This is a genomic window from Hymenobacter sp. YC55, from assembly GCF_029433095.1.
Taxonomy (GTDB): domain Bacteria; phylum Bacteroidota; class Bacteroidia; order Cytophagales; family Hymenobacteraceae; genus Hymenobacter.
Map to the genome: position 1 here is coordinate 932,223 of NZ_JARNTX010000001.1, position 21,739 is coordinate 953,961.

General features: G+C 53.9%; 19 protein-coding genes. 16 read left to right on the forward strand and 3 right to left on the reverse strand.

What is annotated here, in order from left to right; genetic code table 11:
- Positions 1-22: 22 nt before the first annotated feature.
- The 14 genes from P1X16_RS04020 to P1X16_RS04085 all read left to right on the forward strand — a co-directional run bounded on the left by P1X16_RS04020 (position 23) and on the right by P1X16_RS04085 (position 16,278).
- Entirely contained in the window at positions 23-1,144 is a 1,122-nt protein-coding gene (locus P1X16_RS04020) for a PhoH family protein (protein ID WP_277226572.1), read from the forward strand.
- A gap of 170 nt (positions 1,145-1,314) precedes the next feature.
- Complete coding sequence (locus tag P1X16_RS04025) at positions 1,315-1,755, forward strand: GNAT family N-acetyltransferase (protein ID WP_277226573.1); 441 nt, start codon at positions 1,315-1,317, stop codon at positions 1,753-1,755.
- A 234-nt stretch (positions 1,756-1,989) separates the two neighbouring features.
- Positions 1,990-3,657: a glycosyltransferase family 39 protein gene (locus P1X16_RS04030; RefSeq protein ID WP_277226574.1), complete on the forward strand. Its 1,668-nt coding sequence runs from the start codon at positions 1,990-1,992 to the stop codon at positions 3,655-3,657.
- A gap of 192 nt (positions 3,658-3,849) precedes the next feature.
- Positions 3,850-6,108 (forward strand): ComEC/Rec2 family competence protein, encoded by a 2,259-nt coding sequence (locus P1X16_RS04035; RefSeq protein WP_277226575.1) that lies wholly within the window; start codon positions 3,850-3,852, stop codon positions 6,106-6,108.
- 165 nt (positions 6,109-6,273) lie between these two features.
- The gene (locus P1X16_RS04040) at positions 6,274-7,086 is read left to right on the forward strand and encodes an enoyl-CoA hydratase/isomerase family protein (RefSeq protein ID WP_277226576.1); all 813 of its coding nucleotides are present in this window, start codon (positions 6,274-6,276) and stop codon (positions 7,084-7,086) included.
- 219 nt (positions 7,087-7,305) lie between these two features.
- Positions 7,306-7,833, forward strand: a complete 528-nt coding sequence (locus tag P1X16_RS04045; protein ID WP_277226577.1) for a sterol desaturase family protein — start codon at positions 7,306-7,308, stop codon at positions 7,831-7,833.
- A gap of 2 nt (positions 7,834-7,835) precedes the next feature.
- Positions 7,836-8,741, forward strand: coding sequence for a MerR family transcriptional regulator (locus P1X16_RS04050; RefSeq protein ID WP_277226578.1), 906 nt, complete (start codon positions 7,836-7,838; stop codon positions 8,739-8,741).
- 299 nt (positions 8,742-9,040) lie between these two features.
- Positions 9,041-9,556: a sigma-70 family RNA polymerase sigma factor gene (locus P1X16_RS04055; protein ID WP_022823815.1), complete on the forward strand. Its 516-nt coding sequence runs from the start codon at positions 9,041-9,043 to the stop codon at positions 9,554-9,556.
- 294 nt (positions 9,557-9,850) lie between these two features.
- Complete coding sequence (crtI, locus tag P1X16_RS04060) at positions 9,851-11,359, forward strand: phytoene desaturase family protein (protein WP_277226579.1); 1,509 nt, start codon at positions 9,851-9,853, stop codon at positions 11,357-11,359.
- Between the two features lie 78 nt (positions 11,360-11,437).
- Positions 11,438-12,280: a phytoene/squalene synthase family protein gene (locus P1X16_RS04065; RefSeq protein WP_277226580.1), complete on the forward strand. Its 843-nt coding sequence runs from the start codon at positions 11,438-11,440 to the stop codon at positions 12,278-12,280.
- Positions 12,281-12,437: 157 nt separating this feature from the next.
- Entirely contained in the window at positions 12,438-12,962 is a 525-nt protein-coding gene (locus P1X16_RS04070; RefSeq protein ID WP_277226581.1) for a hypothetical protein, read from the forward strand.
- Positions 12,963-13,168: 206 nt separating this feature from the next.
- The gene (locus tag P1X16_RS04075; protein ID WP_277226582.1) at positions 13,169-14,368 is read left to right on the forward strand and encodes a carboxypeptidase-like regulatory domain-containing protein; all 1,200 of its coding nucleotides are present in this window, start codon (positions 13,169-13,171) and stop codon (positions 14,366-14,368) included.
- A 110-nt stretch (positions 14,369-14,478) separates the two neighbouring features.
- Complete coding sequence (locus tag P1X16_RS04080) at positions 14,479-15,327, forward strand: 4-hydroxy-3-methylbut-2-enyl diphosphate reductase (protein WP_277226583.1); 849 nt, start codon at positions 14,479-14,481, stop codon at positions 15,325-15,327.
- 300 nt (positions 15,328-15,627) lie between these two features.
- Positions 15,628-16,278 carry a fatty acid desaturase gene (locus P1X16_RS04085; RefSeq protein WP_277229447.1) on the forward strand — a complete coding sequence of 217 codons (651 nt, stop codon included), beginning with the start codon at positions 15,628-15,630 and terminating at the stop codon, positions 16,276-16,278.
- 208 nt (positions 16,279-16,486) lie between these two features.
- Here the strand turns inward: P1X16_RS04085 and P1X16_RS04090 are convergent, their stop codons facing one another.
- The 3 genes from P1X16_RS04090 to P1X16_RS04100 all read right to left on the reverse strand — a co-directional run bounded on the left by P1X16_RS04090 (position 16,487) and on the right by P1X16_RS04100 (position 19,859).
- Positions 16,487-16,879, reverse strand: coding sequence for a heavy metal-associated domain-containing protein (locus P1X16_RS04090; RefSeq protein WP_277226584.1), 393 nt, complete (start codon positions 16,877-16,879; stop codon positions 16,487-16,489).
- Between the two features lie 103 nt (positions 16,880-16,982).
- Positions 16,983-19,310 carry a TonB-dependent receptor gene (locus P1X16_RS04095; RefSeq protein ID WP_277226585.1) on the reverse strand — a complete coding sequence of 776 codons (2,328 nt, stop codon included), beginning with the start codon at positions 19,308-19,310 and terminating at the stop codon, positions 16,983-16,985.
- Between the two features lie 99 nt (positions 19,311-19,409).
- Positions 19,410-19,859, reverse strand: a complete 450-nt coding sequence (locus P1X16_RS04100; RefSeq protein ID WP_277226586.1) for a hypothetical protein — start codon at positions 19,857-19,859, stop codon at positions 19,410-19,412.
- Positions 19,860-20,322: 463 nt separating this feature from the next.
- Between P1X16_RS04100 and mraZ the strand changes: the two genes are divergently transcribed.
- Together mraZ and rsmH are read left to right on the forward strand one after the other, a co-directional pair.
- A complete protein-coding gene (gene mraZ, locus P1X16_RS04105; RefSeq protein ID WP_277226587.1) occupies positions 20,323-20,796 on the forward strand; it encodes a division/cell wall cluster transcriptional repressor MraZ in 474 nt (157 codons plus the stop codon).
- Positions 20,793-21,728, forward strand: a complete 936-nt coding sequence (gene rsmH, locus P1X16_RS04110; RefSeq protein WP_277226588.1) for a 16S rRNA (cytosine(1402)-N(4))-methyltransferase RsmH — start codon at positions 20,793-20,795, stop codon at positions 21,726-21,728. The genes mraZ and rsmH overlap by 4 nt, the downstream gene beginning before the upstream one ends.
- The last annotated feature ends 11 nt before the right edge of the window (positions 21,729-21,739 follow it).

The window sequence follows — 21,739 nt, forward strand, 5'->3', positions numbered from 1 at the left end:
CCTAGTCCCCACCACCCCTAATTTGGTAGAGAAAGTCATCACGCTCGAAAACGTGTCCCTGATTGATTTCCTGGGACCCGATAACCAGAACATCCGTCAGCTAGCGGCGGCTTTTCCTGGTAGCAAAATTATTTCCCGCGGCAACGAGATTAAAATACAGGGCCAAACGCCCGTCATCAGCCGTATCAACGATATTCTGTCGGCCTTACTGGAGCATTATCACCAGTACGGACAAATCACCGACAAAACAGTGTACCAGTACCTGTCCTCGTCTGATGAAGATCAGCAGGACCGTTTGCTAGCGGCCTCACCCGACGTTATTCTGTTTGGGGCGAAAGGCGGCGTTATCAAAGCCAAAACAGCAAACCAGCAGCGGCTCGTTGACGCCGTCATGCGCCACGATTTAGTATTTGCGCTCGGGCCAGCCGGTACCGGCAAAACCTATATTTCGGTGGCTTTGGCGGTGCGCGCGCTCAAAAACAAGGAGGTGAAGAAGATTATCATCTCCCGCCCAGTCGTGGAGGCTGGCGAAAGTCTAGGTTTCCTGCCCGGCGACCTGAAAGACAAGATTGACCCCTATCTGCGGCCCATTTATGATGCGCTGGAGGATATGTTGCCGCCCGAGAAGTTCAAGTTCTACATGGAGAACAAGACCATCGAAATAGCCCCGCTGGCTTACATGCGTGGCCGGACGCTCAACAATGCCTTCGTGCTCCTCGATGAGGCCCAGAATACCACGCCCTCGCAGCTGAAGATGTTCCTGACCCGCATGGGTCCTTCGGCCAAGGTGATGGTTAACGGCGACCGAAGCCAGATTGACTTGCCGACCAAGCAGAAATCTGGCCTCATCCAAGCACTGGACATTCTGAAAGATGTAAACGGTATTGGCTTTGTAGAAATGAGTTCCGAAGACGTGGTGCGTCACCGCTTGGTGAAGTCCATTGTAATGGCCTACGATAAGTACGACGTAGCTACGCAGCAGGAGCAAGCCAACCAAGCCAACCGCCCCATCCGCGAGTATCAGCCGTACCGTCGTCCCAACGGCCCCGGCTCTGCTGCTCCCGACGCCAGCCGCCATCCTGATGCTCGCCCCGAGGACGATGGTACGCAGGAGCTACCAGTAAACCATGAGCAGCAGCTCTAGTTTTCGGTAAGAAGCTGCCTCAGGCACCTGGTAGCTCTACAAGGTGCTTATTACAACAAAAAGCGGCCTCCATTACGGGGCCGCTTTTTTATTTCGTTGCTACTTTCGCCATCTAGTCAACAAGCGAAGCTTATCCGCAAAACTCAAACAAGCCTTCTAAAGCTGATTATATGAAAGCTCAACGTATTTCTGCACCTCAAGACCTCGACGCCGCGTTTGCTATTCGTCGGGAAGTGTTTGTGGTGGGGCAGAACGTGCCCGCCGAAGAAGAATATGATGCGCACGACGCAAACGGCGCTACGCACTACCTAGCCCGAGCAATCGACGGTACGCCTTGCGGCGCCGCCCGCTGGCGCAAAACGGAGGCTGGCGTAAAGCTGGAACGTTTCGCCGTACTGTCCGACTACCGCAATCAGCAAGCGGGCGCCGCACTACTCGAGCAGGTGTTGCAAGACGTTGATGCGCAATACCCCGGCGCGGTGGTGTATTTGCACGCGCAACTGCCAGCCGTACGGTTCTACGAACGGCATGGCTTCGACAAAGTAGGGGAGATGTTCGAGGAGTGTGACATTCAACACTACAAGATGGTCCGGCGCTCAGCGAAAGGGTAAGTTGGGACTAACGTATAGAACGTGGCCGCTTTGCTGTCGTTAGAATTGTAGTTAAACCGCATAGTTAGGCCCTGTTTCGTCTAACTGTCTGTATGCAAGTAGGATAAAACAATAACTCAACGGTATTTTTGGTCGTTGAGCTACAATTATTGTGGGTTTATTATTGGAAAAAGTTAATTAAATCTTTGCATTTTACACAAAAGTGCATTGGTAGATTAGCTTTCGTCCGATACTATGCAGGCCCAACTTAGCTCCGCGGCAGGTGCTTTCCCGAAGCAAAACCATGTTGATTTCTATACCGCTGCCACTGGTATTACTATTGTTTTAGGCATTGGCCTGAGGCTATTTCATTACTTCTACAATCGTTCGTTGTGGACCGACGAAATCTACTTGTCGGCGGGCATTGTAGACATGAGCTTCAGTGAATTGCTATCCAAGCCCTTGCCTTATATGCAAAAGGCTCCAGTGGGCTATTTGTTGATTTCGCATCTGTTTGTGGTGCTGTTTGGCAACAATGAAATGGCACTGCGCCTTTATTCCTTGCTAACCAGCATTGCGGCTTTATTCTTATTCGTACCCGTTGCTCGCTATTTTCTCGAACCGTTGGGCGTATTTATTGCGCTGGCCTTAGTGGCAATTTCTTCGCCAATTATTCATCATTCAGTGGAGGCAAAGCCATACGGCGCGGATCTTTTCACTACGGTTTTTATTTTGTGGCTGTATGTCCGCTACCATCATGAAACTAGCATAAAGAAATTACTGATTTGGGGATTGGGAGGAAGCCTAGCCGTTTGGTTATCATACCCAAGTATTTTCGTGCTAGTAGGAATAGCATGTGCAACGGGTATTTATTATTTGGTAAAAGGAAATTGGGGAAAAATATTCCGTTTGCTAATTCCCTTCGGCATGTGGTTGCTGAGTTTTGTTCTCAGCTATTTATTATTTGCGAAGGAAGGATCGGATGCGGGGTGGCTGGTATACTTCTTTGTCAAATTTGACGGTTATTTCCCGCTACAGCCAGTGAGTGGTGTTACGTGGGCAGCACGTAAAATATTCGCTTTTTTTCATTATCCACTTGGCCTGACGTGGGTTAATGATTTGGGAAATCATACCCATACGCAGCGCTTTATTCAGCGCATGACGATAGTGCCGCTTATTCTTTCTTGCTTGGGCGCACTATATTTCTTCAAGCGCGACCAAAAGTACCTATTACTGTTTGGCGCTACAGTATTGATTGCATTCGTCGCTTCTTCTCTCAGGCTGTATCCCTTCTACGAGAGAATGACAGTTTTTTTGGCTCCACTCGTAGCCCTGCTTCTCGCAGCAGGTAGTGAGTATGCGAGCAACAAACGGCCTGTTGGGAAATACTTCGGGTACGGATTAACCGTGTTGCTTTTATTAGGTCTAGTGAAAAATACGATAGCTAATACAATTACCCCTTACCTTATTGGAGGTTATAAAATGTCGTATTATAGAGACGCTTTACAATATGTTAATTCCAATTATCGTGAGGGTGATGCAGTATATGTGTATTGGAATGCAGTTGCAGGTTATAAATATTATAAAGCCGCTGATGCGCTAAAGTTTACTGGTGTATTGGGTGAAGATTATCGCCATGAGGTTCGTAGCTACCCGGATTTTTTTGCGAGAATAGATGCCGATTTTACTGCGCTACCTAATAAAAATAGAGCGTGGATAATTTACAGTAGCATGGATATGAACCAAGGTGATTACGCAGGTGAGCCAGCGTGGTATTACAATGGTCATGATTTCAGAGAAGGATACGGAGTAGATCGATTTGCCCAACATTTAGTGCAGGTTGGCAAAGTAATAGACACGTATACTCCTGCCGATGGCAATAAAAAGAATGATGCTCACGTCCAGTTAATGAGGTTGAAATAACATTCTTCACAGTACCGCAGTGAGCTAATAAAGCAAGAGTTTAGCAGAGCTAGTACCCTACAGCGCTTGCGTGATCGTACTTGTGTGCTGACACCCCTTTTCTGCTGCCAGAGCGCTAGTCAAGTGCCGAGGTGCTACTATATTTATAGGTGATTTAAGATCTATCGTGTTGTATTTATAAGCTGCTAACTCGTGACTTCTACAATTCAGTGGGCTTCCTACGCCTTCGTGCGCTTGGTATTGGCCCTGATGGTGGGTATTTTAATCTATCTCTATTTCGGAGAGTTGTTGCCGCCGCTCGTGCTGCCACTGGTGGGCATGGTGGCTTTTTTTGGGGTTACTCAATACTGGGCGAGCCGGCAGCCTGGAACTGCGGCTACCGATGCGGCTGGCCTGCTGGCGATAGTAACAGTTTATGTAGTGGGCGCCGCCCTGGCGCAGCAGGCAACGGAGTCGCGGGCGGCTAATCACCTGTACCGGTTTGGCGATAAGGTGGAATTCTACCGCGCCGTAGTAGACGACTATACGGTGGTGCGCCCTGCTACCTACGCTACCACCGTGCGGGTTTCGGCAGTTCGGGTAGCAGGGAAGTGGCAAGCGGCGGTGGGCGGTATTCGGGTTTCAGTGCCGCGCGATTCGGGTGTAGTGGCCCCGCTGTACGGCGATGTATGGCTGGTCCGAGGCGCACCCGCGCCGAGCAAAGCCCCGCTCAACCCCGGTGAATTCGATTACCGCCGCTATTTGCAATACCATCAGGTGTACCACCAGCAGTTCGTCCACCCCGACCAGTACCGGAAAATAGCCATTGCTCCGCCTTCTGTCCTGCGGGCTACAGCCATGCGGGCGGCGCGGGTGCTCGATGGTGTATTTCGGCACTACGTAGTTGCCAAGCGCGAATACGCGCTGGCTTCGGCGCTGGTACTCGGCATTAAAGATGATGTCGATCAGGAAACCAAGCAGGCTTACGCCAATACTGGTACCACGCATATTATGGCAGTATCGGGCTTGCAGGTAGGACTGTTGTTTGGGGCCGTCACGTGGGGGCTGAGTCTGATACGGGTCCGGCGCGGAGCTGTGTTCCGGTTGGTGTCGGCGCTGCTCGGGCTGGGCCTCATTTGGAGCTATGCCTTCCTGACGGGCCTTTCTGCTTCGGTGCTGCGGGCGGCCGTGATGTTCACATTCATCATACTGGCAAAGGCCAGCGGACGGCAGACCAACATGTTCAATACCCTGGCCGTAGCGGCGTTCTGTCTGCTCTGCTACGACCCGTACTTGCTGTGCGACGTGGGGTTCCAGTTGTCGTTTCTGGCCGTTATCAGCATCGTGTATTTGCAGCCGCGTATCGAGGATTGGCTTGATGTGAAAGGCTATTTTCAAACCAAGCAGCGGCCTTGGCATTCTAAAGCAACGAACCGCTTCTGGCAAGCTTCCGGCTGGTTTCTAAACAAGGCTTGGCAAGCTACGGCCTTGTCGTTGGCGGCGCAGGTAGCTACGTTTCCTTTGGGGCTGTATTACTTCCATCAGTTTCCGCTCAGCTTTCTGCTCTCCAACCTCGTGGCAGTGCCTATTTCTTCGGGCGCCGTGTATGTAGGCTTAGGGCTGCTTGCACTCAAAGGCATTGTGGCCTTCATAGGACAGTTTTCACCGGGGCTAGCTGGTGTGCTCGATTGGGGCCCGAAAGGAGTGGCTTGGGTGTTCGAGCGTATGATCTGGATGTTCAACGAATATATCTTCTGGATTGGCCGGGCTCTGCCGAGCGCGCTGATTTCCGGCGTGCACGTTACGGCACCGCAGGCCTGGCTGATTTTTGCCATGATTCTGGTATTGCTGGCATTTCTGGCACGACGGCACTTGGTTTGGCTCGGAATGGCATGCGCGCTGATGCTGGTGTTTGCAGGCACCCGCGTGTGGGCAGCGCAGCGGCTCGCACCCGATGAGCGCTTGGTCTTCTATAGCATTCCGCGCAGGTCAGTGGTGGGGTTCTGGCAGGGCGCGGCCGCCCACGTTGTCACCGTCGATTCGTTGCCTCTAAGCGAGACGGAGCGTACCTACCGCATTGTGCCTGGCACCATTGAGCGGGAGGCCCAGCAAGTGAGCTACCACACCGGCTGGCAAGGCAGCTCAGTACCCACGAAACGTGTTGATAGCAGTGCTGTGATGCTGGCGGTGTGGCGTGGAGTGCGAGTGGCTTTCGTGTCGGGCCGGCTTGATGCGGCTCGCCAGCCTAGCGCGGTGGATATAGTGGTGTTGCGCCGCAATGCCCGCGTGTGGCCTGAGACGTTGGCTGCCGTTTTTAAATCAAATCCAAGGATTATTTTCGATTCTTCCTGCAAATCTTGGTACGTCAATTCCTTGTATTCTAAACTGCAAGTGGCTGGCTGGCAAGTTCATGATCTTACGGCGCAGGGCGCCTACGTGCATAAGCTAGCATCAGCGGCAACCAGAAACTAAGCTCCTGCGAAACCGGTTTGCTTGCTTGCGCGCTATATAGTTTTTAGAGCGCTTCCTTTTTGTTAGGTTTGGTTACAACCGATTCTACAGTTCGCGCTGTCGGGCCGTTGGGCGTTGCCCTATTAGCCTCACGCCGCACTCACCGTTGACTTAATCCGGAATCCTATGGATAACATGCCCACCCAAGAGCTGGAAGCGTTGCGCTTCATCCGCTACGAGGCGCAAGACGCCATTGGCTATATCACCCTCAATCGTCCTGAAAAACGCAATGCCCTCAGCGCCGAGATGGTAACGGAGCTGAAGCTGGCCTTTGATTTTGCGGAGGACGACGAGGCCTGCAAAGTAATTGTGCTGCGGGCAGAAGGCGAAGCCTTTTGCGCTGGTGCTGACTTAGCGTACATTCAGGAGCTGCAAGGCTTCGGCTACACCGATAATTTGGCCGATTCCACGCACCTGATGCAGCTCTTCCACCAGATTTACACCCTCAAAAAGGTGGTAATTGCCCAGGTGCAGGGCCATGCCCTAGCCGGCGGCTGCGGACTGGCCACTATCTGCGACTTTGCATTTGCCGTTCCCGAAGCGCGTTTTGGCTACACTGAAGTGAAGATTGGCTTCCTGCCGTCTATCGTTAGTGTGTTTTTGCTCCGCAAAATAGGAGAGGCCCGCACCAAGCAACTCTTGCTTACCGGCGACGCGGTGCTGGCGCACAAAGCCCTGGAGCTGCACCTCATCAACGAGGTAGTGCCTGCCGAAACGTTGGCCACGCAAGTTTATGCCTTTGCGCGGCGGCTATGCGTAGAAAATTCCAGCCAGAGCATGGAGCTGACCAAGGAAATGCTAGCCCGCATTCCCGAAATGCCTTTGGAAGACAGTTTGCGCTACGCTGCCCAGATGAACGCCGAGGCGCGCGGGACCTTGGACTGCCGACGCGGTATTGCTGCCTTCTTGGCAAGGGAGAAGATGAACTGGGAAAACTAAAGCAGTTTCTAGGCTCTAGTCCCTGCAAGGCATCCCCAAGGTCTCCACCACGAATTGGCAATGTAGTGTTCAGCTTGTCGGATAGCTAAGCTGAACGGTGTGCAACAAGTCCGCGCGCCTGTTGTGTCCTTCTGCAAATACCTCGTTTTTAAGACTTTTTTGCTTTACTCCTTGTCAATTCTTCAAACATCTACCTCTTCTTGTGGTTAGCTGAACTATATGACAACAATGGCAGCCGTAGCCACTACCACGGCTACTTTTCTCGGAATGGAGTTCATTGCGTGGTTCATGCACAAGTTTGTGTTGCATGGGCCACTGTGGTTTTTGCACCGCTCGCACCATGTGCGGCATCCGCACCACTTCGAGCGCAACGACTTTTTCTTTCTATTCTACGGTGCCCTTTCGGCGCTGCTTATCGTGTACGGCACGCCTGATAAGGATTTCCGCTTCTGGATGGGAGTAGGAATTGCGGCCTATGGCACAGTGTACTTTTTTGTGCACGATGTGCTGATTCATGGGCGGATGCGCTTCTGGCGCAAGTCGCGCAACACGTACTTGCGGGCCTTGAACATGGCTCACAAAATGCACCACAAAACCACCAGCCGCGACAACTCCGAGGAGTTTGGGATGCTGTGGGTTTCGCCGCGCTACTTTGCGCTGGCCTTACGCAAGCCCGCACCTACGCGCACGCTTAGGCAACCGGCTGTCAGCAGCAAAAGCAAGCAATTAGAGGGAAAGGACAGCTAGTAGTGGGACAGTTTTCAATCAGTGACCTAGAGCAGCTCTCTGGCATCAAGGCGCACACTATTCGGATGTGGGAGCAGCGCTATGGTATCCTGCAGCCTGTTCGCACGGCCACCAACATCCGCACCTATTGTGACGACGACTTGCGTAGGCTCCTCAACGTAGCTACGCTTTGCGGACAAGGCTACCGCATATCCAAAGTTGCGCAGCTAAGTGAGGAAGAGCTATGCCGGGCCGTTATATCCTGCAACGAAGGCGCACACGATTACTGTCAGCAAGTAAATGGCCTGTTAGCTGCCATGCTCGATATGAACGAGCCGCAGCTTTGCTACCTACTTAATCATGCCATCCAGCAGGCCGGCTTTGAGGCTGCGGTTATGCACGTGGTGTATCCGTTTCTGCAGCGCATAGGCGTTATGTGGCAAGCTGGTAGCGTAAATCCAGCGCAGGAGCACTTGGTCACGAATCTGGTGCGCCAAAAGATGATGGCCGCCACCGATAAGCTTGCTTCGGTACAGCCTACAAAAGCACACCGCTGGGTGCTGTTTCTGCCGGAAGGTGAAATGCATGAACTGGCGTTGCTGTTCATGAACTACGCGTTGCGTGTTCGGGGCCACCACGTGTTGTATCTAGGTCAAAACCTGCCCATCAGAGAGCTCCAAGCCGTATGTGAAACGTATCAGCCGTATGCGCTTTGTACGGTGATGACGGCGGTGCCGGAGCGGGACCGAGTGCAGGACTTTGTAAATAGCCTGACTACCCTCTGCCCCAACAAATTGCTTTGCTTCTACGGCCCATTAGCACATATAGAAGGGCTGCAATTACCTAGCAATGCCACCCGTTTTCGGTTTATGCCCGAATTTTTAACCTTGGCCGACGAGCTTCAGATAGGGGTTGAAAGCAAGGAGTAACAAAAATTTAACTTGTTTAAAGGAAATTTCTGCCTGAAATTTTATCTCCATAATTGCCTTGTTTGTCTAGAATAAAGTTCGGTTCATCGAGCAATTTAGCAATATAGTGGAGGGGGTGTAATAGGTGAGCTGCCGAATTTTGCACGGCCTAAATCATCCTGATAATCAGACGCTTCGTACTTTGCTTGACGCTATACTAGCAGTTGAAAGAGGGGCGAAAAATAGTTGAGCAGGCGTTACCCGACTTCAAAATTGGCTCGTATATTTGTTTAACCTTTTGCCACGAAAAGCTAAACAGTATGACCTCTTTGGAATTCACCAGTCAAGTACAGAAGATTTCCTACTCCCTAAAGCCCGTGGCGATGAACCTGACCCGCGACGCTGATGATGCGAAGGACCTGGTTCAAGAGACTTTGCTTAAAGCGTTATTGAACAAAGACAAGTTTAAAGCTGGTACCAACCTGAAGGCTTGGTTGTATACCATCATGCGCAACACGTTTATCAATAACTACAATAAGATAACGAAGCGCAACAGCAACATTGATAGCACCGAGTACTTCCAGTACTTCAATACCGACGAAAATTACATTACGCACAACGGCGCTACCTCCGACTTCGTAGTAACTGACATCAACCAAGCCATTGCTGGTCTATCGGCCGACTACCGGACGCCGTTTATGATGTACTACATTGGCTATAAGTACCTGGAAATTGCGGAGAAGCTGCAAATTCCGATTGGCACCGTCAAGAACCGCATTCACATTGCCCGCAAGGAGCTGAAGGATGCGCTTAAGACATACGCCCCCGGCGAGTAGGGAATAGGGAGAGAGTATACCCCGCCCCGGGCGTATCACGGGCCGCGAACGACGCTACTTCAGCGTTGTTCGCGGCCCGGTTTGTTTTGTCGCTGTTTCGCCCTTATTCAGCTTATTTCGTTGAATGACGAGCTAGCGAAAACCTCTGCTGCCTTCGCCGGTATCTTATAGATGCTGTTCTGCTACAACGCATGTTACATAACTGCTGCTAAAGGTTTAGGCTTGATTCTTCACCTTTGTAGCAGCGGCACCAAGGAAACAACATACACCAGCGCAAACCAGTGATTCGAGTCTGTGAGTAAACATGTGATTGTTATTGGCTCCGGTTTTGCGGGCCTGTCGGCGGCTACTTCTTTGGCGCAACGCGGTTACCGCGTCACTATTCTGGAAAAAAACGAAGGTCCTGGCGGCCGGGCGCGGGTATTCAAGGCCGAGGGCTTCACCTTTGACATGGGGCCGAGCTGGTACTGGATGCCCGATATCTTCGAGCAATACTTCGGCCGCTTCGGCAAGAAGGTAGCCGATTACTACGATTTGGTGCGGCTAGATCCGTCGTATCAGGTGGTGTTCAAAGGCCCTGAGGCAGTCGATATTCCGGCAGCCATGAGCGAGTTGCGGGCGTTGTTTGAGCGCTATGAGTCGGGTAGCGGGGCACGGCTCGATGAGTTTCTGCGGCAGGCTGCGTATAAGTATGAAGTCGGCATTGGCAAGTTTGTGCACATGCCCGGCCGATCGTTGTTGGAATTTGCCGACCCGCGCCTGCTGGTAGATGCCGTACGGCTCGATTTGCTGCAAAGCATGCACAAGCACGTCCGCAAGTTCTTTAAAGACGCGCGCCTGCTCGAACTGGTCGAGTTTCCCATTCTCTTTCTAGGAGCTACCTCCGAGAATACGCCTGCTCTGTACTCGCTCATGAACTACGCCGACTTGGCGCTTGGTACTTGGTACCCCATGGGTGGTATGCACAAGATAGTGGAGGGCATGGTGAAGCTGGCACAAGAGCAAGGCGTAACGCTGGAATACAACCAGGAAGTGCAGCTGATAGTGGTGGAAAAGGGCCGGGCCACCGGTGTGCAAACCGCTACCGGCTTCCGCCCCGCCGACATAGTAGTAGCCGGCGCCGACTACCACCACGCCGAGCAGCACCTGCTGGCTCCCGAGTGGCGCCACTACAGCGAATCCTATTGGGACAAGCGCACCATGGCGCCCTCGTCGCTGCTGTTCTACTTGGGCGTGAACAAGCGGCTCGACAAGCTGCGTCATCACAACCTGTTTTTCGACGAAGATTTTGCGCTGCACGCCGAGGAGATATACGAGCAGCCGAAGTGGCCGAGCCGCCCGCTGTTCTACGCTTCCACGCCCAGCGTAACGGACCCAAGCGTGGCGCCTCCCGGCTGCGAAAACCTGTTTCTGCTGATTCCGGTGGCGCCCAACCTGCCCGACCCCGAAGAAACCCGGGAGCATTACTACCACCTCATCATGGACCGGTTGGAGCGCCACTGTGGCCACAGCATCCGCGACGCGGTGGTGTTCAAGCGCAGCTACGCTCACCAGGACTTCGTGCAGGACTACCACAGCTATAAGGGCAACGCCTATGGCTTAGCAAATACCTTGCGTCAAACCGCTATTCTGAAACCCTCACTTAAAAGCAACAAGGTCAGCAACCTGTATTTTACGGGCCAGCTAACTGTGCCCGGCCCTGGGGTGCCGCCCTCGCTTATTTCCGGGCAGGTGGTGGCCGGCGAAATAGAGAAAGAGTTTCCAGTTCCGGCAAAGCCTGTTGTGCCTGAGTTGGCGCACTGAGGACGCTTTTGCTTGTCTTTCTAGTAGAATAGAGAGTTCTATTTATCTTCACTTAGTAACTCCGTTACCAACCCCGCCTTGGACCACGTCGCCTTATTCACTGAAACCAGCCGAGCGTGCAGCAAGCTTATCACGCAGCGCTACAGCACGTCCTTCACGCTCGGTATCCGCACGCTCGAAGGGCGGTTTCACCTGCCAGTGTATGCCGTGTATGGGTTTGTGCGGTGGGCCGATGAGATTGTGGATACCTTCCACGACCACGACAAGGCGGCGCTATTTGCTGATTTCAAGCTGCAGACGGATGAAGCCTTGGCGCGAAAACTAAGCTTGAACCCGGTGCTGCACGCCTTTCAGGACGTGGTACACGCCTACAACATAGACCGTGAGTTCATCGATGCCTTTCTGTACAGCATGGAAATGGACCTCGACGACCGCAGCTACAACCAGTCGTTGTACGAGAAGTACATCTATGGCTCGGCAGAAGTGGTGGGGCTGATGTGCTTGCGTATTTTCTGCGAGGGCGACGAAGCTATGTTTCAACGGCTGCGGGAGCCGGCGCGGCGGCTAGGATCGGCGTTTCAGAAGGTGAATTTCCTGCGCGACATTCGCTCCGACTACGACGAGCGAGGCCGCGTATACTTTCCCGGCGTGTCGTACGAGCGGTTTGACGATACCGTAAAGCGGGAAATAGAGGCCGATATACGGGCCGATTTCGATGCCGCCTACGTGGGCATCATGCAGCTGCCGCGTTCGGCCCGGCTTGGGGTGTACCTGGCGTATGTGTACTACCTCAAGCTGTTTCATAAGATTCGGCAGCTGCCGGCGGCACGGATTTTGGGAGAGCGGGTGCGCGTTCCCGACAATACCAAGCTGCTTTTATTGATGGGTTCGTACTTTCGCTACCGCCTTCGGGCAATTTGAAGCGTTGCTTTGCTATGTTGTCATTCCGCGTATCAAGCGAAGAACGGAATGACAACGTGGGGGAGAACCGCTCATTCATCCACGAATCCTCTGCCGAGTGAAGCCGTACTACCTTCGTTGTCTTCTCACTTTTGTTTGCCTTACCTCCCTTTCTGAAGTGAAATCCACAGTGGCTCCGGCGCAGCCATTCCTGATTTTCACTTCCTCACCCCGAATAGAAAAGATGTCCTACTCCGTTTCCAACCTGCGCCGTCAGTACCAAGAGGCCGCTACCAGCAAAGAAGCCGGTGAGAAGTTTTACCAGTTGATGTCGGTATACCGTGAGCAAGACGCCGTGGTGCTAGCCTACAAAGCTGCCGCCGAAGCCATCCGGGCCCGCGACGCCTCGATGTTCAACAAGTTGACCTACGTGCAAAACGCCACCAAGCAGTTCGATGAAGCGGTCAAGCTGAATGCAAACAACGCCGAAATTCGCTTCCTGCGCCTGAGCGTGGAAAGCAATTTGCCCTCTTTCTTAGGGTTAAGCCAGCACGTCGACGAGGACCGGCAGTTTCTGCTGAACACGCTGCTTCAACACCCCAAGTCCGGCCTCGACGCTGAATCGTTTGGATTGGTACGCAGCTTTATGGTCGACCGGGGCCACGTTTCGGAAGCCGATGCGCAGAAGCTGGCTCAACTCTAGCCGACTGCAGCAACTCAATCTAGTAGAAGCTCCCAATGGGAGCTTCTTTTTTGTCTACCCTAGGCAGCGGTTGATGTAAGCGCAGCCTACACAGACGCAACGGGTAGCTTAGAGCGTTGAACGAGCGGAACTGTACTAAATCAGTGGAAACGGCGTCCATTCCTTACCCTGCTAACTAGCTGTCTATACTTTTGCTATCAAATTCGATGAAGCTGTCAATTATAACTAGTGCCTTAGTACTAGCCACACCCACCGTAGTAGCACAGAACGCTACCTTGACGGGGCTTGTGGTAGACGAATTGCAGCGGCCGATACCCTACGCCAGCGTGGGCGTGAAAGGCAGTCAGCAAGGCACCGCCACCAACGAAGCAGGCGAGTTCAGCTTGCGGGTGGCCTCGTTGCCGCAGCAGCTAGAAGTACTTAGTATCGGCTACGCGCCCACTACGGTGCAAGTAAGCTCCACCACTTCGCCCTTGATGGTTGTGCTGCCGGCCAATGCGGTGGCACTGCCCGAAGTGCGGGTCCGCAACCCCGAGCAGGAAGTACGGGAATTGGTGCAGCGAGCTTCGGCCAAGCTGCTTCGGTATGAGAAGCAAGTGTATTACGGTAAGGCGTTCTATCGGCAAAAAACCCGCTACAACGGTACCTACTGCGAGTTTTTCGATGCCTTCTACGATGTCAAGTTCAACAACCGCCAAATAGAAGGGTGGGACCTAGGCGAGAGCCGCTACGCCGTGCGGCCAGGTGGCTTCACGTTCACCAATTTCTCGGCCCTTATCCGGGTGGTGCTGCCCACGTTTAGTAAGAACCCGCGGCGTGAAAAACTACTGACGCCGCTTGGGGCGCAGGCGCTTCAACAGTTTGATTTTACGCTCAAGGAAATTCAAACCAGCCAGGGCCGCGAACTAGCCGTAGTCTACTTTCAACCGAAAATGCAAACCACTAAAACGGCCCCGAGTGGGCTACTTTATATAGATAGGAAGACAGCCGCCTTGCACCGGCGTGAAATGACGTTTTCGGCCAGTAGTCTGCTGAAGTTGAATGACCAGCCCGGTACGCATATAGAATCGGATGCCTTTCGCGTGGTGTCCGACTACACGCCCGTAGCCGATTCGCTTACACGGCTGGCTAGCACGCGCGCGCAGTGCACCCTCGTGACGCAACAGGCAGATGGTAAACTAGATAGCACGCACATTGCTAGCACCTTCTTTTTCTACCACTACACGCCGCGCCTAGCCGGGCATGCCTATGCCGATGTGCCCCGCAAAAACAAAGATCTAGAGCAAGTAATGGCTCGGCTTTATAATCCGACCTTTTGGCTTGATAATGCCGTAGTAAAGGATAGTCCGTTGGATGAGCAGCTAATTAGGGACTTGGAAGGACAGCACGTATTTCGGCGGATGTAAGCTGAACCATCGAGCCAACATCCGGTTTCAAACAAGATTACGTATTTTTTGTGGCCAGCTGAACGGCAACCCCGCAACCTTCCGACCCCATCCGCGGTTATTCCTGCGTTATGCCGCAACACCTGAGTGTCCGTATCGACCCCAATTCCGGCTTTTGCTTCGGCGTTATCTATGCCATTCAAATGGCCGAAGACATCCTCGATGAACAAGGCTACTTGTATTGCCTAGGCGACATCGTGCACAACGATGAAGAAGTGCAGCGCCTGGAAAAGCGTGGCTTGCGCATCATCGGCTACGAGCAGTTCGAGCAACTCCGCAACGAGGCCGTATTGATTCGGGCACACGGTGAGCCGCCAAGTACCTACCAAATGGCGCTGGAAAACAATCTGACGCTTATTGATGCTTCTTGCCCCGTGGTGCTCAAGTTGCAAAACCGCATCAAAACCAGTTACGACAAGCAGGAGAAGATTTTCATTTACGGCAAGCACGGTCACGCCGAGGTGCGCGGCCTCTTAGGCCAGACCAGCGGCAACGCCGTGGTGTTTGAGAGCCTCGATGAGTTGCTGCGCCACGAGCTGCCTTCCAACATCACGCTCTACAGCCAAACCACCAAAAGCACCGACTCCTTCTACCGCATCAAAGGCGAGCTAGAACAGCGAGGTTACCAAATCAACGCCAACGATACCATCTGCCGCCAAGTAAGCAACCGCGACAAAGATTTGCGCCGCTTCGCCGAGCAGTACGACCAAGTTGTGTTTGTTTCGGGCACGAAAAGCTCGAATGGGAAAGTGCTGTATCAAGTTTGCAAGGACACCAACCCAGCCACGCACTTCATATCCAAGGTAGAAGAAATCTGCCCTACATGGTTTCAACCAGGGCAGTCGGTGGGCATCTGTGGCGCCACCAGCACGCCTATGTGGCTGATGGAGCAAGTGCGCGACGCGCTGCTGGCACTGTAGAAGCGTAGCTGAACGGCTATTGAGGCACCGCTAAGCTCCTGCTTGGCGTACGAGCACAGCGGGCGCCCGCGCCTACTACGGTTGTTGGTACACAGCCGGAAACTAAAGTTTGTGAGGCGGGCGCTGAACGTATCCTGCGGCGGTGGCGTAGTCAAGCAACGAAACAAGGTTGCCGCTGACGGTTGATTTGATTTTATTCGTACATAACATATGGGCTCCACTACGCAGGCACTCAGTTACTCAGCTACTCCCAAACGGGTGAAGCCCGCGCCGCTTGGCTACAAGGGCGTGGCGGTAGCGATGCTGATTGTGGCTGCATGGGCCGGGCTGCTAGCCTTTCTGTTGGCGGTCTATCAACCCGACTGGACAACGCTTTGGCCGTATTTGTTGGCGTTGCTGCAAACGCACCTGTACACCGGCCTCTTTATCACGGCGCATGATGCCATGCACGGAGTAGTGAGCCCAAACAAAAAAGTAAATAACAGCATCGGTACAGTAGCGGCTGGTTTGTTTGCCTTCAACTGGTTTCCCCGTATGCTGCCTAAGCACCATCAGCACCACCGCCACGTAGGCACCGACGATGACCCTGATTTCCACGACGGCCGCCACCCTGGTTTTCTGCCATGGTTTGTGCGCTTCGCCTGGAATTACGTAACCGTGTGGCAGGTGCTGTTGATGGCTGCTACCTACAACGTGCTGAAGCTGTACTTTCCGCAAGCGAATGTCATTGCCTTCTGGATGATACCAGCCGTACTGGCTACGTTGCAGCTGTTTTTTTTCGGTACTTACCTGCCGCACCGGGGTGAGCACGCGCCCGATAATCCGCATAAGTCGCGCAGCCAGTTTCGGCACCACTTATGGGCTTTTGTGAGCTGCTACTTTTTTGGGTACCACTACGAGCACCACGACCAGCCCTATTTGCCGTGGTGGCGGCTGTGGCAAACTAAATAAGCTTCCGGGTGTCAACTCCGATAAGCGAATTTAATTTGATAATAAGGCAAGCATTTGTCATTCCGACGCAGGAGGAATCTGAGTAGAATTATGTCAGATTCCTCTTGCGTCGGAATGACAAATGTCTTATTTACATTTACACAAAAAAGGCTCTCCTGCACCAGGAGAGCCTTTTTTATTTAAGAGCAAGAGCTATGCTTGATAGCTATTACTTGCTGCCTTCTTTGGTATGAACTGCGTTGGTTTTCTTGCAGCAGTCGGGCAGGCGGTCGTAGGCACGGGCGTCAGCGGGCTGAGCGTCGGCGTCGTAGCCGGTTTTTTGCACGGCGGTGCGCAGGTTTTCCGGTGAGGTTTTATCGGGGCGGTAAGTGACGGTGAGCACCTGCGTGGGCACATCTAGAACGGCAGCCTGCACTCCCTTTTCATAGGCCATGGCTTTTTCGAGGCGCGTCTTGCACATGTCGCACACGGCAGAGGTCTTTAGCTGCACCTGCTCGGTACCAGCGGCTTTTGCTTTCGCCTTGGGTGCAGTTTGGGCTTGTGCCACTTGAGCTGTTAACAGCGTGAACAAAGCTAGCAGGATGGTTTTGAGAGACTTCATGAGATATAAAAGTTAGCGCCGAAGCGCAAAGGAGCTTGAGAAGACAACAAAAAAGCAACGAATACTGTGCCGCTTCCAACAACAGCAACAGATTTACCAACCATTATTCTATCCGAAAGCGTAGTCCGGCATAGGTCAGGCGGCCATACGTGGGGCCGTACACCATAGCCGCGTCGAAGTCTTGGCTGAAAGGAGCTGCAGCACTTTGGATAGGATTGTCCTGGCGATAATTAGTTAGGTTTTCAACTCCGGCATACACTTCAAACCGTTTAAAGGCACGCGTAAGTTGCGTGTTAAGTAGCGCAAAGCGTGGGGAATACGGCAGGCTCATTTCGCCGGAGCCGTGCTGGTGACCTTCGCCAGGGTGTGGCGCCAAGGGCCGTTGGCCGAAGCCTTGCACGGTGAAGTCAGCCCGCCATTTATCGAAAGCCGTGGCATAGCCCACATTGAAGAAGAGCCGGTGCGGCACCGTCATGGGGCGCCGTAGCAATTGGCCTTCGTAGGAGGTTTTCACGTCCAGGTACTTGTAGGCTGCTTTTGTCGTGAGGCCTTTGACGGGTTCCACCTGTACTTCGGCTTGGAAGCTCCGCGAGAAAGAGCGGCCACCGGACTCTAAGTTATTGATCAGCAGTAAGCTCGGTACGGTGTACATATCAGCTACCACTTGGTTCTGGAACTCGGTGTGGTAATAGTCGGCTACGAAGGTGGCGTTGCGGCCGGCTACCGTAAAGTATTGCGTGAGGCTACCCCCTACGTTCCAGGCTTTTTCGGGGCGCAGGTTCGGGGAAATCACGAATTCGCGGGCACTAAGCAACGAGCCGATATTGTCGGCAATCGGGTTGGCTACCCGGAAGCCCGTACCAGCCGCCAGCCGTAGTACCGAATTTTTGGTGGCATCGTACTTCAGGTTGAAACGGGGCGTAAGCTGCCAGCCGTAGAGATTGTGCCGGTCGAGGCGCAGGCCACCCACCAGGATCAGGTTGCGCGAGTTCTGGTAGGTGTACTCCGCAAACCCACCCGGTACATTCTCCAGGCGGTTGCGGTGCTGCCGGTCGTAGCGGGCCGCTGGCGTTTCGTTGAGGTAGTTGATACCGTTGCGGAACACCTCCCGGTAGTCGTCGTGCAAGTAGCTCAAGCCCACGCGGTAGGTGTGGGCGGTGGTACCTATTACGCTCTGAAAGAGCAGCGTGGCGAGGCCGGTGCGTTGGGTGCCGTCGTACTGCCGCGGCTCAAAAGGCGCTTGCTTGTAGGAATACGTGGAGTTGAAGTCGTGGTGGGTACCGCTCAGCAGCAACCCGAGGCTCTGGTAGGGCCGGCCAGGCCAGGTGTACGACGTTTTGGCGAAACCCGTGTACCGGTTCGTTCGGCTGGTAAAGCCATAGCTCTGCCGGTACGCATCGTCCGCATCGGGTCGGAAGCTTAGCTGTCCGCCTTCCCGCGTTTCGCGTAGCGCCCCCAACCCAATTTCCGTCACTAGTCCTTTGCCCGACAGGTATTTCCACTTGTTGAACACGTTGTACTGCGTGGCTAGCGGGAGGTCCATGAAGCCATCCTTATTCCGGTCGACGCGGCGGCCTAGATGGTCGGAGTGCAGCAGCAGGGCCGTGGACACCTTCTTGCTTAGAGGGGTAGCCAGGTTCAGGTTGAGGTCGAATTTGCCGAGGTCGTTGCCGTAGGCGTTGAAGAGCAAACGCTCCGCTTTTTCCGGCTCCTTAAGGCGCACGTTCACTTGGCCGGAAATGCTTTCGTAGCCGTTCACCACCGAGCCCATGCCCTTGATGATGTCGATGCTTTCAATCCAAGTGCCAGAGAGATAGTTGAGGCGGTACGGCGTGGAGAGGCCCCGCAAAGCCGGTAGGTTGTCGATGGTTAGCAAGGAGTAGGCACCATCGAGCCCGAGCAACTGGATCTGCTTGGCCCCAGATACGGCATCGGTAGTGGAAACCTCCACGGCCGCGTTGGTTTCAAAGCTTTCCGCCAAGTTGCAGCACGCCGACTTGGTTAAGTCGCGGCTGGTAATAACCTGTGTATTGGTAGGCGTGAGGGAAGAGTAGGAGGGCGCGCGGCCCTCTATTTTTACTTCGCCTAGCTCGGCGCTGGGCCGCAGAGCCACCCGTACATACGGGCTGACGGTGGTGGCTACGGCAACGGTATCGGCACTGTAGCCGAGGGCATTGATAATTAAACGGCTGTCTTCGGCGCGGGCCGGCCGCGGAAGGGCGAAGCTGCCGGCATTGTCGGTGGTAGCAGCATCAGCGGTGCCAAGCCAGCGAACCACTGCGCCCGGCAACGGCTTGGCCGCCGTGGCGTCGGTCACCTGACCCCGCACGGGCGCCAAGGCGTCGGTAGAAGATTGAGCCAGCGCGGCTACCGAACCGCTCAGCATCAGGCTAAGGGTAGCGGCAAGGCGAGGCCTCAAAGGAAAGAGCATAGTACTAACAAGTTAACATTTGTTCCGGAGAAAAATAGCCCAACACTATAGTGCGTGGGTTTTCGTGTGTCAGCTAGGAGAGCTGACGCGGAATAAATGCTAAATCACTAGCACCCCGATAAACGAAAGCAAAACTCGCCCTGCTCGCAGTGGCGGCGAACTATCGGCTGCGTGCCAGGCATCGGCCTGAGCAACCAGCAGGACAGGAGGTAAGGTAGGCCAGCTTGGAGTAGGCCACCACGTAGCTACCAAAGGCGTGGGTAGCAGCTTCGCCCACGTAAGCGCCGACGTAGGAGCGTCCAGCTTGTGCAGATGGGCGCTGAAGTCGCAGCACGCCGCTTTTAGTTGGGTCTGGCTGGAATGGAGGTGGTACCCGGTTTCTGACTTAGGGGCGGGGCACCGGTGCTGCGGTGTAGTGAAGACAACCGAAGCTGTCCGGTTTCCACTTAGGTGGCAGGTATGCTGCTGCACCGTCATCCCCACCGAGGCGGTGAGAACAAGCAACGCCAGCAACGCGCTGAACAACCGGTGGGAGAGAGGACGCTTCATCTGCACAAAGGTACAAACCATAATACTAGCCAAAAGGTGCGGGGTACAGCTGGTATCAGGGACGAAGTTAGAGGTGCATCAATTCCAATCACAGTAAGCTTCTTAAGCCATACAACAGCCCCTTGTTTAGCTGGCTGTTTAAGTGAATCAACCCATAGAATCGAGCAGCTGATTTCTAAGAATGTTAGGTTTTAACAGGGCTTGATTTCGAGGTATAAGCTCCACAGTAGGGCTTCTGGTAAGCGGTAGCTGGAGATAGATTTATTGTACTGACATTCTGTCAAAACAGGTGTTTAGCCCACTTATAACCTTGGCTAAAATCTTTAGTTAAGTACTGAAAACCGCGTCCAGTGCTTGGAAACAGCTTTTTTGCATAGTGGTAGAAAATGGTAAATCGTGGTGGCCTTTTCTAGGGCATTGTGTACTTTTGCTAACATCCCTCCCCACTGCCCTGCCTCAACCCATGAACCTGCTCTCCGGCGAATACGAATGCAAGCTGGACCCGAAAGGGCGGCTGGTGCTGCCGGCCAAGGTGAAAGGCAACTTGCCGGAAGCCTCGGGCAACCAGCTCGTGTTGGTGCGTGGGTTTGAACCCTGTCTGGTGCTGTACCCACGCGAGTCGTGGCGTATCATTCACGACAAGGTGATGGCGCTCGACGAGTTCAACGAAGAGTACCGTCAGTTTCAGCGCAACTTCTTCCGGGGAATGACGGAGGTGGAACTTGATACCATCGGGCGGTTTATGCTGCCCCGGAGCATGGTCCGCTACTCGGGCATCGAGAAGGAAGCCATTATAGTGGGACTAGGCAACCGGTGCGAAATCTGGGATCCTACCCGCTACGACGAATACCTGATCAAGGACCAGCCAACTTTCTCGAAGCTGGCCCAAAAATTCCTAACCACCGAAAACGGCCCTGGCGGCCCCCTGGCCGCATGAGCACAACTCCCAACTACCTCAACGATGCTGACTACCACCGCCCGGTGATGCTGCGCGAGTGCCTAGAGGCGCTCAACCTGCAACCCGACGGCCGGTATGTGGACGTGACGTTTGGTGGCGGTGGCCACTCGGCCCGTATCCTGGAGCACCTCACCACCGGCCACCTTTACAGCTTCGACCAAGATGCCGATGCCGAGCGTGAAGCCCAGAAGCTGGCGCGCCCGCAGTTCACATTCGTACGGGCTAATTTCCGCGACCTGTACACCGAACTCAGGAAGCGAGACGCGCTGCCGGTTGATGGCTTGCTGGCCGATTTGGGCGTGTCGTCGCATCAGTTCGATACGCCGGAGCGGGGTTTCAGTACCCGCTTCGATGGCCCGCTGGATATGCGCATGAACGCCGAAGACGGCCCCACTGCCGCCGACATCATCAACGATTACCCGGAAGCCGACTTGCACCGCATCTTTGGCATGTACGGCGAAGTAACCAACGCCCGTACCTTGGCCCAAACAGTGGTATCGGCGCGGCGCGGACAAAGCATCAAGACCATTGCCGAACTAAAGAAGGCTATTGTCAGCTGCACGCCGCGCGGCAAGGAAAACAAGTACTTGGCGCAGGTCTTCCAGGCGCTACGCATCGAGGCCAACGAGGAAATGGAGGCGTTACAAGAAATGTTGTCGGCTACTGCGCAGGTGCTCCGCCCCGGTGGGCGCTTAGTGGTAATGAGCTACCATTCCTTGGAAGACCGGTTAGTGAAGAACTTCATGGCCAAAGGCAAATTCTTTGGCGAAGCGGAAAAAGACCTCTTCGGCAATACCAACCAACCCTTCGACGTAGTAACCCGCAAACCCGTGGAAGCTTCGGCCGAAGAAGTAGCCGCCAACAGCCGAGCCCGGAGTGCCAAGCTGCGGGTGGCGGTTCGAAAAGCATAAAGACTCTCTGA